This is a genomic window from Mycoplana sp. BE70 (genome assembly GCF_031455855.1).
GTDB lineage: Bacteria > Pseudomonadota > Alphaproteobacteria > Rhizobiales > Rhizobiaceae > Mycoplana.
In genome coordinates, this window is sequence record NZ_JAVDTM010000005.1 from 117,661 (window position 1) to 129,942 (window position 12,282).

General features: G+C 63.7%; 10 protein-coding genes. 9 read left to right on the top strand and 1 reads right to left on the bottom strand.

The features are described from left to right. Window positions 1–34 precede the first annotated feature (34 nt). The 5 genes from bioB to J2Y48_RS10930 are packed head-to-tail and all read left to right on the top strand — an operon-like array spanning window position 35 to window position 5,067. Entirely contained in the window at window positions 35–1,039 is a 1,005-nt protein-coding gene (bioB, locus tag J2Y48_RS10910) for a biotin synthase BioB (protein WP_405030205.1), read from the top strand. After that, complete coding sequence (locus J2Y48_RS10915; RefSeq protein WP_310417093.1) at window positions 1,036–2,181, top strand: 8-amino-7-oxononanoate synthase; 1,146 nt, start codon at window positions 1,036–1,038, stop codon at window positions 2,179–2,181. Before bioB ends, J2Y48_RS10915 begins: the two co-directional genes overlap by 4 nt. After that, the gene (gene bioD / locus J2Y48_RS10920) at window positions 2,178–2,816 is read left to right on the top strand and encodes a dethiobiotin synthase (RefSeq protein WP_310417096.1); all 639 of its coding nucleotides are present in this window, start codon (window positions 2,178–2,180) and stop codon (window positions 2,814–2,816) included. The genes J2Y48_RS10915 and bioD overlap by 4 nt, the downstream gene beginning before the upstream one ends. Then, window positions 2,813–4,081, top strand: coding sequence for an adenosylmethionine--8-amino-7-oxononanoate transaminase (locus J2Y48_RS10925; RefSeq protein WP_310417099.1), 1,269 nt, complete (start codon window positions 2,813–2,815; stop codon window positions 4,079–4,081). The genes bioD and J2Y48_RS10925 overlap by 4 nt, the downstream gene beginning before the upstream one ends. Next, entirely contained in the window at window positions 4,078–5,067 is a 990-nt protein-coding gene (locus J2Y48_RS10930; protein ID WP_310417102.1) for a beta-ketoacyl-ACP synthase III, read from the top strand. The genes J2Y48_RS10925 and J2Y48_RS10930 overlap by 4 nt, the downstream gene beginning before the upstream one ends. 99 nt (window positions 5,068–5,166) lie before the next feature. Here J2Y48_RS10930 and selD read toward each other — a convergent pair whose 3' ends face one another. Further along, window positions 5,167–6,216: a selenide, water dikinase SelD gene (selD, locus tag J2Y48_RS10935; RefSeq protein ID WP_310417104.1), complete on the bottom strand. Its 1,050-nt coding sequence runs from the start codon at window positions 6,214–6,216 to the stop codon at window positions 5,167–5,169. Between the two features lie 299 nt (window positions 6,217–6,515). Between selD and fdnG the strand changes: the two genes are divergently transcribed. The 4 genes from fdnG (at window position 6,516) to fdhE (ending at window position 12,276) form a co-directional block, all read left to right on the top strand. Continuing rightward, on the top strand, window positions 6,516–9,602 hold the full coding sequence (gene fdnG / locus J2Y48_RS10940; protein WP_310417107.1) for a formate dehydrogenase-N subunit alpha: 3,087 nt from the start codon (window positions 6,516–6,518) through the stop codon (window positions 9,600–9,602). Between the two features lie 13 nt (window positions 9,603–9,615). Beyond that, a complete protein-coding gene (gene fdxH, locus J2Y48_RS10945) occupies window positions 9,616–10,557 on the top strand; it encodes a formate dehydrogenase subunit beta (RefSeq protein ID WP_310417110.1) in 942 nt (313 codons plus the stop codon). After that, window positions 10,554–11,258: a formate dehydrogenase subunit gamma gene (locus J2Y48_RS10950; RefSeq protein WP_310417113.1), complete on the top strand. Its 705-nt coding sequence runs from the start codon at window positions 10,554–10,556 to the stop codon at window positions 11,256–11,258. Before fdxH ends, J2Y48_RS10950 begins: the two co-directional genes overlap by 4 nt. Before the next feature lie 100 nt (window positions 11,259–11,358). Beyond that, the gene (gene fdhE, locus J2Y48_RS10955; protein WP_310417116.1) at window positions 11,359–12,276 is read left to right on the top strand and encodes a formate dehydrogenase accessory protein FdhE; all 918 of its coding nucleotides are present in this window, start codon (window positions 11,359–11,361) and stop codon (window positions 12,274–12,276) included. Window positions 12,277–12,282: the final 6 nt, after the last annotated feature.

Below are 12,282 nucleotides of genomic sequence, written 5' to 3' on the forward strand. Positions count from 1 at the left end.
CTATCTATTTTGATTCGAGGCGAAGGAAACAAGAATGCCGGAAATGCTGGGCGAGACGGCCGACACTGATCACGTATCAACCGATGCGCTGGAAACTTGGACTCTTCTGACAGCGGAAAAAATCTATAATTTGCCGTTCAACGATCTTCTCTTTCGTGCGCACAGCATTCATCGGGCGAATTTCGATCCGAATGCCGTACAGATGAGCCGGCTGCTTTCGATCAAGACCGGCGGCTGCGCCGAGGACTGCGGCTATTGCAGCCAGTCGGCGCACTATCCGACCGGTCTCAAGGCCTCGAAGCTGATGGAGGTCGAAAGGGTGATCGCCGAGGCGCAGAAGGCCAAAGAGGGTGGTGCCACGCGTTACTGCATGGGCGCGGCCTGGCGCAGCCCGAAGGACCGCGACATGGAGGCGATCGTGGCCATGGTTCGTGGCGTCAAGGCGCTCGGCATGGAAACCTGCATGACGCTGGGCATGCTGTCGCCGGCGCACAGTGCGACCCTCGCCGATGCCGGCCTCGACTACTACAACCACAACATCGACACCTCCGAACGCTTCTACAGCGATATCATCACCACCCGGACCTTTGCCGATCGGCTGGAAACGCTTTCGAATGTGCGCGAGGCCGGAATCAAGGTCTGTGCGGGCGGCATTCTCGGCATGGGGGAAACGGCGCAGGACCGCATCTCGATGCTGGTGACCCTCGCCAACCTGCCCTCCCCGCCCGAGAGCGTGCCGATCAACATGCTGATCCCGATCCCGGGGTCGAAATTGGCCGACGCGGCACCGGTCGATCCGATCGACTTTGTACGCACTGTAGCGCTTGCCCGTATCCTGATGCCGAAATCCCATGTCCGCCTGTCGGCCGGGCGGACCGAGATGAGCGACGAGACGCAGGCGCTCTGCTTCTTTGCCGGCGCCAATTCGATCTTCATCGGGGAAACGCTGCTGACCGCGGACAATCCGGGCGAGGATCATGATGCCGGCCTCTTCCGCCGTCTCGGTTTGAAGCCGATGGAACTGGAGTCGCGCGCATGATCGGCGATGCCCTCGTCCGCTACGAGCGGACACTGGCGGGGCTGGAGCGCAAGGGACGGCGGCGGGTGCTGTTGCCGCCGGGCGGCATCGACTTCACCTCCAACGATTATCTCGCTCTCGCCGACGCGCCGCGCCTCAAGGCCGCGGTCACGTCTGCCATCGAGCGAGGCGTGCCGGCCGGCGCCGGCGGCTCGCGACTGTTGCGCGGCAATCATCCGGAACATGAGGCGCTGGAGGCCGAGGCCGCCGCCTATTTCGGCTCGGAACGCGCGCTCTATTTCGGCAGCGGCTATGCCGCCAACACCGCGCTCTTTTCCACCCTGCCGCAACGCGACGATCTCATCGTCCACGATGCGCTCGTGCATGCCAGCGTGCATGACGGCATTGCGGCGTGCAAGGCGCCCGCGGTGGGCGTGCCGCACAACGATGTCGACGCCTTTGCCGATGCCATCCGCAATTGGCGAAAGGCCGGCGGCACCGACCATCCATGGATCGTGGTCGAGAGCCTCTATTCGATGGACGGAGACTGTGCCCCGCTGGCCGAGCTTGCGGAACTGGCCGCGCGGCACGACGGCTTCCTGGTGATCGACGAGGCGCACGCGACCGGTGTTTTCGGACCCGGTGGGCGCGGCTTCGCCGCCGGCTTGGAACCGCGGGAAAACATCATCGTCGTCCACACCTGCGGCAAGGCGCTGGGACTTGCGGGCGCGCTTGTCGGCGCGAGCGGAACGCTCTGCGACTACCTAGTCAATCGGGCGCGCGGCTTCATCTATTCGACGGCGCCGTCACCGCTGATGGCGGCCGGCGTCCGCGAAGCCTTGAACATGCTCTCCGACGAACCGGAGCGTCAGGAAGCCTTGGCGGCACTGCAACTCTTCGCCAATGCCGAGATGGCCCGGGCTCTGGATATGGAAGGCAGCGGATCGCAGATTCTGCCCGTCCGGATCGGCGACAACGCGCTGTCCGTGCGGATCGCTATGCGCATGCACGAAAAGGGCTTCGACATCCGCGCGGTCCGGCCGCCGACCGTGCCAGAGGGAACGGCGCGCCTGAGGATCGCCATCACGCTCAACGTCGACAGGCCGACGATCTCGCGCCTGTTCGAAGCGCTTGCGGCAACCCTGGATGAGGAGAAGCCATGAACCCGCGCTTCGTCATCACCGGCACCGATACCGGCATCGGCAAGACGGTCTTCTCCGCCGCCCTGACCGACGCGCTTGAAGCTTTCTACTGGAAGCCGGTGCAATCCGGGTTGGAGAATGAAACGGACAGCGAAACCGTCCGGCGGCTCGGCCGAATCCCATCTGCACGCATCCATCCCGAAGCCTACCGCCTGCGCACCCCTGCCTCGCCGCATCTTGGGGCCAGCATCGACGGCGTGCGGATCGACTTTGAGACGCTCGCGCCGCCGGTGGTGGACGCGCCTCTGGTCATTGAGGGCGCCGGCGGGCTGCTGGTGCCGCTCACCGAGCGGGTCGTCTTTGCGGACGTGTTTGCCCGCTGGCAGATCCCGGTAATCCTTTGCGCCCGCACGGGCCTTGGAACGATCAACCACACTCTGCTGTCCCTCGAGGCGCTGCGCGCGCGGTGCATTCCGATCTTCGGCGTCGCCTTCATCGGTGAACCGCAGGAGGACACCCAGACCATCCTTGCCGAACTGGGAGGCGTCCGATCGCTCGGCCGCCTACCGAAGCTGGACCCCGTGACCCCGCAAAGTCTGCGGCAGGTCTTCCGAGAGAATTTCGACATCGACCTGTTTCGAACGGAGCCGAGATGATGCGCTCGCCCGTGTGGCACCCCTTCACCCAGCACGCGCTGGAACCGCCGATGAAGCGGATCGCAAGCACGGAGGGTGCTTATCTCATTGACGAGGACGACGCAGCGATCCTCGACGCGATTTCCTCCTGGTGGGTGATAACCCACGGACACCGCCATCCGGCCATCATGGACGCGATCCAAAGAGCGTGTGAAACCTACGACCAGATCATCTTTGCCGAATACACGCATGAACCCGCGGAAGAACTGGCCCGCGGCCTGATCGAGCTTGCTCCTGCCGGCCTGAGCTATGTCTTCTACTCCGACAGCGGATCGACCGCGGTCGAGGTCGCGTTGAAGATGGCGCTCGGCTTCTTCCACAATAGTGGCAGGCCTCGCAACCGTATCGCGGTGATGGAGCATGGCTACCACGGCGATACGATCGGCACGATGTCGACCGGTGAGCGCGGCGTGTTCAACGCGGCCTATCAGCCGCTGCTGTTCGAGGTCGACCGGTTGCCCTTTCCTGAGGCCGGCAAGGAGCAGGCCACGCTCGATGCCTTCGAGGAAGCGTGCAAATCGCGCCAAGTGGCTGCACTGCTGATCGAGCCGCTGGTCCTCGGTGCCGGCGGCATGAAGATGTACGGTGCGGCGCTGCTGCGGGAACTGAAGCGCATCGCCGAACGGCACGGCACGCTGATGATCGCCGACGAGGTGATGACCGGCTGGGGCCGGACCGGCAGCCTCTTCGCCTGTACGCAGGCGCAGATCACCCCCGATATCCTCTGCACCTCCAAGGGACTGACGGGCGGCGCGCTGCCGCTGGCGGCGACGCTCTGCACCGCTCCAATCTTCGAGGCGCATCGATCGCCGGACCGGAGCAAGACCTTCTTCCATTCAAGTTCCTATACGGCCAACCCGATCGCCTGCGCAGCCGCCGTTGCCAACGTGAACGTCTGGCGGAACGAACCTGTCGGCGAGCGGGTTGCGGCCCTTGCGGACCTCCAGCGGACGAGGCTTGCCCGCTTCGAGGCCGATCCGCGCTTCGCCAATGTTCGCCAGGCCGGAACGATCGCCGCGCTCGACCTTGTCGTGCCACGAGGCGGTTACCTGTCGGAGGTCGGACCGCGCCTGCGGGCCCATTTCCGGGCGCGGAAGCTGCTGATCCGCCCGCTCGGCAACGTCATCTACCTGATGCCTCCCTATTGCGTCACAGAAAGCGATCTCGACCGGGCCTATGACGCGATCGACGAAGCGGCGGGTCTTTTCGAGACGGGGCAACTATGAGGGGGGCCCGCTCGTCGTACCTGGCCGGACTCGGTCATGCCGTTCCGTCCCGCCGCGTCGAAAATGCCGAAATCGAACAAGGGCTCGGACTGGAGCCGGGCTGGATCGAACGGCGGACCGGGATCCGGGCGCGGCACTGGGTCAAGGACGCCGATACGCTGAGCGGGCTTGCCGCGCGGGCGGCGGAGGCGGCTCTCGACGATGCCGGCCTTGCCAGAAACGACATCGCGCTGACCCTGCTGGCCACGTCGACCCCCGATCATCTGCTGCCGCCCTCGGCCCCGCTCCTCGCCGATCGGCTGCGGCTTGCGAACAGTGGCGCGATCGATCTTGCCGGCGCCTGCGCGGGTTTTCTCTACGCCTTGACGCTTGCCGACGGCTTCGTCCGCACCCAGGCAAAGCCGGTTCTGATCGTGGCGGCCAATATCCTCAGCCGGCGGATCAACCCGGCGGAGCGGGCAAGTGCGGTTCTCTTTGCCGATGCCGCCGGTGCTGTCGTCCTCGCTCCGACGAATGAGACGGGAAAAGGAATTCTCGGTGTGGATCTCGCCTCCGACGGAAGCCGCTACGACCTGATCTCCATTGCGGCCGGCGGCAGCAACAGACCCTTCGCGGCTGGTCTGGCGCCAGAGGATTTCCTGATGACGATGCGGGATGGCCGCGAGGTGTTCGCACGAGCCGTGGATATGATGGCGGGGTGTGGCGCCCGGGCGCTCAGCGATGCCGGCCTGGACGCGGCAGGAATCGACCGCTTCGTGCCGCACCAGGCAAACGCCCGGATCTTCGATGCCGTCGCCGGAAGGCTTGGCATAGATCCGCAAACGACCGTCCGCACGATCGAGGACTATGGCAACTCCTCGGCGGCGACGATCGCGCTGTCCCTGTCGATGGCGCATCGAGACCGGCCGCTGATGCCTGGAGAGAAACTGCTGCTGACGGCAGCAGGCGCGGGATTGACGGCGGGCGCAATCGTGTTCGGCGTGTGAGTGTCCATGTGGGCGAACATCTCGCTCCGCCCACTCCCCGCAATCCACCACGCCAAGCGGTGTGTGCAGGCCCGACATTCCGCAGAAACCAACGCTTTGCTAGGGGAGAACCCTCAGTCCGCTACCGGTTTCGACCTTTCCGACAATCGCCGCGGCAGGATATCCCGCGGCATGTATGTCGCGCAGCAACTCTTCGGCTCGGCCGTGGTCACAGGCAACCAGCAATCCGCCCGATGTCTGCGGATCGGTCAGCAGTTGCCGCTTCCACGACAGCAGATCGTCCGGCAGGCGGACGCCGTCACCATAGCTGACCCAGTTGCGGTTCGAGGCGCCGGTGACGAACCCCTGTTCGGCGAGCGCTTCCGCCTCCTTGAGGAAAGGAAGAGCGTTGTAATGCAGCGTCATGCCGACACCCGAACCGCGCGCCATCTCCAATCCATGACCAAGAATGCCGAAACCGGTCACATCGGTGATCGCATGGACGGCCGAATTCCTGCCGAGTTCCGCACCGATCTTGTTCAGCAGCGTCACCGAAGCGATCAACTCTTCATAGGCGTCGGAACCGAGCTTCTCCTTCTTGAAGGCTGCTGAATAGACGCCGACGCCGAGCGGTTTCGTCAGGATGAGCGCGTCGCCGGGCACCGTACCGCTGTTCTTGCGCAGGTTTGCACGCTTGCAGATGCCGATCACCGCCAGGCCGTAGATCGGTTCCGGCGCGTCGATGGAATGGCCACCGGCCACCGGAATACCGGCTTCGGCGCAGATACTCGCCCCGCCCTTGAGGATGGCGCAGATCATCTCGGCGGGAAGCTTGTCGATCGGCATGCCGAGGATCGCCAGCGCCATGATTGGCGTGCCGCCCATGGCATAGACATCGGAAATGGCGTTGGTGGCGGCGATGCGCCCGAAATCGAACGGATCGTCGACCATCGGCATGAAGAAGTCGGTCGTGGCGATCACGCAATTCTCGTCGTCGAGCTGCCAGACGGCGGCATCGTCGCCGGTCTCGGTGCCGACGAGCAATTGCTTGAAGGGCTGCATAGTCGGCTGGTCGGCGAGAAGCTCCTGCAGGACCGCAGGAGCGAGCTTGCAGCCGCAACCACCGCCGTGGGCAAGCGTGCTGAGACGGATCGGCGCGTTGATGTCCATGGTGGCCTCCGGCAAAGGGTCAGTCGCATGGTCGGCGCGCCGCGGACTTTTTGGCGCCGCGGAGCCCGGGAGCTGGCAGAGAAGTCACCATTACAATCTGAGTTGTTTGGCTCGTCACGTCAATGCGCGTCGACACAACCCTTCCTGAAGCAGGTCGCGTCGACACGCATCATAGATTGCGAAAGAGCAATGTTGACAGTTCGGTCTTATTGCGGTGAACTGCTTAATGCACCGGGTTAATTGATTGCCTGAACTTGCCGAAATGCCGTTCGGGACAGCAACAGCGGAGGTGTGATGCCATGAACGTGGAACTCTCTCGCCGGCAGTTTCTCGGCGGGGTCGGGGCGACGGCAGCCGCGACGGCGATGGGTTCATTCGGCTTCGGCGCGGTGGAAAGCGCCTATGCTGCAGCGATCCGTCCCTTCAAGCTGACCAACACGGCCGAAACCCGCAACACCTGTCCCTATTGCTCGGTCGCCTGCGGCATCATCCTCTATTCCAGGGGTGACGTGCGCAAGGGCGAGAAAGCCGAACTCATCCACGTCGAAGGCGACACGGATCACCCGACCAACCGCGGCACGCTCTGTCCCAAGGGCGCGGCGCTGAAGGACTTCGTCACGGCGAAGACCCGCCTGCAGTATCCGATGGTGCGCAAGCCCGGTTCCGACAAGTTCGAGCAGATCTCCTGGGATGATGCGCTGAACCGGATCGCCCGGCACTTGAAGGATGATCGCGACGCGAACTTCATTGCGAAGAACGAAGCCGGTGTCACGGTGAACCGCTGGACGTCGACCGGTTTCCTGGCCGCTTCCGCCACCACCAACGAAACGGCGTTTCTCACCTACAAGGTGGTGCGCAGCACAGGGATAGTCGCATTCGATAACCAGGCACGCGTCTGACACGGCCCGACGGTGGCGAGTCTCGCCCCATCATTTGGCCGCGGAGCAATGACCAACTCCTGGACCGACATCAAGAATACCGATCTCGTCGTCGTCATGGGCGGCAATGCGGCGGAAGCCCACCCGTGCGGCTTCAAATGGGTGACGGAGGCCAAGGCCAACCGCGGCGCGCGGCTGATCGTCGTCGATCCGCGCTTCACCCGCACCGCATCGGTCGCCGATTTCTATGCCCCGATCCGACAGGGTACGGATATCGCCTTCCTGCTTGGCGTCATCAATTACTGCATCGAGAACAACAAGGTGCAGTGGGACTACGTCAAGCCCTTCACCAACGCCAGCTACATCGTCAAGGACGGGTTCGACTACAAGGACGGCCTGTTCACCGGCTATGACGAAGCCCGGCGAGACTACGACCGCTCGAGTTGGGAATATGTGATCGGCCCCGACGGTTTTGCGGTGGTGGACGACACGCTCCAGAACCCGCGTTGCGTCTGGAACCTGCTGAAGAAACACGTCTCAGTCTTTACGCCGGACATGGTCGAGCGGATCTGCGGCACGCCGAAGGAGAAATTCCTGAAGGTGGCCGAGATGATCTCGGAATGCTCGTCGCCGACCAAGACGATGACGTCGATGTACGCGCTGGGCTGGACGCAGCATTCGAAGGGCTCGCAGAACATCCGCTGCATGGCGATGCTGCAACTGATCCTCGGCAACATCGGCGTGCGCGGCGGCGGCATGAACGCCCTGCGCGGCCACTCCAACATCCAGGGACTGACCGATGTCGGGCTGATGTCGAACCTCCTTCCCGGCTACATGAACATCCCCTTGGAGAAGGAAGTCGACCTGGAAACCTACATGTCGACGCGCGCCTACAAGCCGCTGCGGCCGAACCAGACGAGCTACTGGCAGAACTACAAGAAGTTCTTCGTCAGCTTCCAGAAGGCGATGTGGGGTCCGGCGGCGACGCCGGAAAACGACTTCGCCTATGACTGGCTGCCCAAGCTCGACGTGTCGGGCTACGATATGCTGCGCATCTTTGACATGATGAATGCGGGCAAGGTCAACGGCTATGTCTGCCAGGGTTTCAATCCTCTGCTGGCGTCGCCGAACCGCAAGAAGATGACGGATGCCCTGTCGAAGCTGAAGTTCCTCGTGACGATCGATCCGCTGGAAACGGAAACCTCCCGCTTCTGGGAGAACCACGGCGACTACAACAACGTCGACACGGCCTCGATCCAGACCGAGGTGTTCCAGCTGCCCTCGACCTGTTTTGCCGAGGACGAAGGCGCACTCACCAATTCCGGCCGCTGGCTGCAATGGCACTGGCCGGGGGCCACGCCTCCAGGTGAAGCGAAGAACGACAACTGGATCATGGGGCAGCTCTACCTGCGGCTGAGGGATCTCTACCGCAACGAGGGCGGCGCGTTCCCCGACGCGATCCTCAATCTCGAATGGCGTTACGAGGATCCGGGCGAACCGCGGGCCGACGAACTGGCCAGGGAGCTGAACGGCCGGGCGCTGGCGCCGCTGATGGACCCGACCGACCCGACGAAGGTGGTGCTGGAAGCCGGCAAGCAGGTGCCAGGCTTTGCGGTGCTGCGCGACGACGGCTCGACGGCGAGCGGCTGCTGGATCTATGCCGGCTGCTTTACGGAAGCCGGCAACAACATGGCCCGTCGCGACAACCACGACCCCGACGAGACCGGGGTCTTCGGCAACTGGGCCTGGTCGTGGCCGGCCAACCGGCGCATTCTCTATAATCGCGCCTCCGCCGATCTCAACGGCAAGGCCTGGGACCCGAGCCGCAAGCTGATCGAGTGGAGCGGCGAGAAATGGAGCGGCTACGACGTTCCGGACATCGCCCCGACCGCCAAGCCGAATGAGGTCGGGCCGTTCATCATGAACGCGGAAGGGGTCTCGCGCCTTTTCTCGCGGGGGCTGATGCGCGACGGACCGTTCCCGGCGCACTACGAGCCGTTCGAATCGCCGGTGGCCAATGCCATTGCTCCCAACGTCCGCGGCAATCCGGTCGCCCGCGTCTTCGACGACGACTTCAAGCAATTCGCCGAGACCGCGTCGGAGGAGTTCCCCTATGCGGCGACGTCGTATCGCCTGACCGAACATTTCCACTACTGGACCAAGCACGTCACCGTGAATGCGGTGTTGCAGCCGGAGTTCTTCGTGGAGATCTCGGAGGAGCTGGCGGGAGAGAAGGGCATTGCCAAGGGCGACTGGGTGCGGGTCTGGTCGAAGCGCGGCGAGGTCAGGGCGAAGGCGGTGGTGACCAAGCGCATCAAGCCGCTGACCTGCGACGGCAAGACGGTGCATGTGGTCGGCATCCCTCTGCATTGGGGCTTCACCGGTGCTGCCCGGAAGGGCTTCGGGCCAAACTCGCTCACCCCCTTCGTTGGCGATGCCAACATCGAGACGCCGGAGTTCAAGGCGTTCCTCGTCAACATCGAGCGCAGCACGGCGCCGGTGGCGTAGGGAGGGAATGAAGATGTTTGCACCCGTTCCCAATCCCGACACCGCGCCGCAGGAGCCGCGCTTCGGCGAGAAGGATCTGATCAGGCGGTCGGCATCGACGGTAACGCCGCCCTCTGAACGCCAGACAGAGGTCGCCAAGCTCATCGACGTCACGAAGTGCATCGGCTGCAAGGCGTGCCAGGCGGCCTGTGCCGAATGGAACGACACCCATGAGGAAGTCGGCATCAACGTCGGTGTCTACGACAACCCGCACGATCTGACACCCAACACCTTCACGCTGATGCGCTTCACTGAATGGGACAACCCCGATACCGGCAATCTCGAATGGCTGATCCGCAAGGACGGCTGCATGCACTGCGAGGATCCGGGCTGCCTCAAAGCCTGTCCCGCCCCCGGCGCGATCGTGCAATATTCCAACGGCATCGTCGACTTCGTCCACGAGAACTGCATCGGCTGTGGCTATTGCGTCAAGGGCTGCCCCTTCAACATCCCGCGCATCTCCGAAGTCACGCACACCGCCTACAAGTGCACGCTCTGTTCCGACCGCATCGCCGTCGGCCAGGGTCCGGCCTGCGCCAAGGCCTGCCCGACTCAGGCCATCGTCTACGGCACGAAGGACGAGATGAAAGAGTGGGCCAACGGCCGCATCGAGGATCTGAAGTCGCGCGGCTTTGCCAATGCCGGGCTCTATGACCCGCCCGGCGTCGGCGGCACGCATGTCATGTATGTGCTGCACCACGCCGACAAGCCGGAAATCTATGCGGGCCTGCCGAACGACCCGCACATTAGCCGGGTGGTCGAGGTCTGGAAAGGCGCAACCAAATATGCCGGCATGGCGGTCATGGGTCTCGCCGCTGCAGGCGGCCTGCTGCACTACCTGTTCAGTGGCCCGAACGTCGTGACCGAACAGGATGAGGAACAGGCCGAACGGCTCACGGGAGATGAACGCTCATGAGCAAGGTGGACTACGACGTCGAGCGGGGCGACAGCATCATACCCGGCAGACCGGTGAGGGTGCACCGGTATTCGGGCGGAGCGCGCGTCAATCACTGGATCACCGCGATCAGCCTCGTGCTGCTCGGACTCTCCGGACTGGCAATGTTCCATCCGGCGCTGTTTTTCCTCTCCGGCCTGTTCGGTGGCGGACAGTGGACCCGCACGATCCATCCATGGATCGGCGTCGTCCTTTTCTTCAGCTTCCTCGGATTGTTCCTGCGATTCTGGAGTGCCAATCTGTGGCAGCGCGTCGACACCCAGTGGGTGGCACAGGCCAATGACGTGTTGGCTGGAAACGAAGAGAAGCTGCCGGAGGTCGGCAAGTACAATGCCGGCCAGAAGGTCGTCTTCTGGTCCATGTCGATTCTGATCGTCGTGCTGATCGCCTCCGGAATGATCATCTGGCAGCAGTATTTCGGCGCCTACACCACCATCGAGCAACAGCGTTGGGGGCTGCTGGTCCATTCGGTCGCCGCCGTTGTCGCGATCTGCGTCTGGATCGTGCATGTCTATGCCGCGATCTGGGTTCGCGGCACGATCAGCGCCATGACGCGTGGGACCGTGACCGGCGGCTGGGCGTGGCGGCATCACCGCAAATGGCTGCGCGAACTGGTTTCCCGGAACAGGCACGGGCCTTCGGGAACGACGCCGGCGGAATGAATAAAGAAACTGCCGGTCTTCCCGGATGAACGGTTTCCGGGCATGATGCGGCAATGTCGATGGAATTCCACGTGGCCCGGCGGGTCCGTAAGGGAGCGATATGACAGGCAAGCCAGATCTGGCACCGGATCCAACGGCAATCGGTGACGTTTCCTCGCCCCCCTTTGTGCGATTGCCTGAACCTTCCACGCTTTTTGCCGATCGCGCAGCGCGCTTGCGCCAGCTCGCGGAACTCAGTCCGCTCAAACCCTATCTGACGTTCGTTGCGGCGCTCACCGATACGCAAGCCCTCGTCCAGGCGGATCCCGTCCCGACCCACGCGCCAGATCCGGCCGCGATAGGCCGTGCGCACGAATTCGGCATGCCCCTCATCGATCGCGACAAGGGCGCGGACGACGACAGCCTCGGCGTCGTCTTCGACCGGCTTTTTGCAGCGGCCGCCGGGGTCGAAATGCCTGAGAGCGCGGCTGCGGCGCTCGCGAAAGTCGCCAGCGTTGGCCGGCAGGAGCGGCGGGCAATGGTCGATACGATCTTCTCCGGCAGGTTGCCGGAAGATGCGATCGCCGAGCACATCTATGTCTGGTCCGGGCTTCAGGTGTATTTCTCGGGCCTGGCATCGCGGCTGGATCCCAAGGCCGCAAGGCCCGTTGCCGATGGTCTCTGTCCGATCTGCGGAAGCCTCCCCTGCTCGTCCATGGTCGTCGGCTGGACCGGTGCGCATGGCGCGCGCTTCTGCGCCTGTTCGCTGTGCAATGCGATGTGGCACTACGTGCGCATCAAATGCACCTGCTGCGGCTCCACCAAAGGCGTCGGCTACAAGGAGGTCTCGGACGGCGACGGAGTCGTCAAGGCCGAGACCTGCGAGGAATGCCAGAGCTGGACGAAGATCATCTACCAGCAGAAATCCTCCGGTGCCGAGCCTATTGCAGACGACGTGGGCAGCCTCGGCATCGACCTGTTGATGCGGTCGGAACCTTATCGGCGTGGCGGCTTCTCGCCGCTGCTTGCTGGGCTGTGAGGCGTG

What these genes read in the sequence shown, in the direction of transcription:
- J2Y48_RS10930 (WP_310417102.1), top strand. Translation starts at nt 4,078, where the DNA reads ATGAGGGGGGCCCGCTCGTCGTACCTGGCCGGACTCGGTCATGCCGTT.
- J2Y48_RS10915 (WP_310417093.1), top strand. Translation starts at nt 1,036, where the DNA reads ATGATCGGCGATGCCCTCGTCCGCTACGAGCGGACACTGGCGGGGCTG.
- selD (WP_310417104.1), bottom strand. Translation starts at nt 6,216, where the DNA reads ATGGACATCAACGCGCCGATCCGTCTCAGCACGCTTGCCCACGGCGGT.
- bioB (WP_405030205.1), top strand. Translation starts at nt 35, where the DNA reads ATGCCGGAAATGCTGGGCGAGACGGCCGACACTGATCACGTATCAACC.
- J2Y48_RS10925 (WP_310417099.1), top strand. Translation starts at nt 2,813, where the DNA reads ATGATGCGCTCGCCCGTGTGGCACCCCTTCACCCAGCACGCGCTGGAA.
- J2Y48_RS10950 (WP_310417113.1), top strand. Translation starts at nt 10,554, where the DNA reads ATGAGCAAGGTGGACTACGACGTCGAGCGGGGCGACAGCATCATACCC.
- fdxH (WP_310417110.1), top strand. Translation starts at nt 9,616, where the DNA reads ATGTTTGCACCCGTTCCCAATCCCGACACCGCGCCGCAGGAGCCGCGC.
- bioD (WP_310417096.1), top strand. Translation starts at nt 2,178, where the DNA reads ATGAACCCGCGCTTCGTCATCACCGGCACCGATACCGGCATCGGCAAG.
- fdhE (WP_310417116.1), top strand. Translation starts at nt 11,359, where the DNA reads ATGACAGGCAAGCCAGATCTGGCACCGGATCCAACGGCAATCGGTGAC.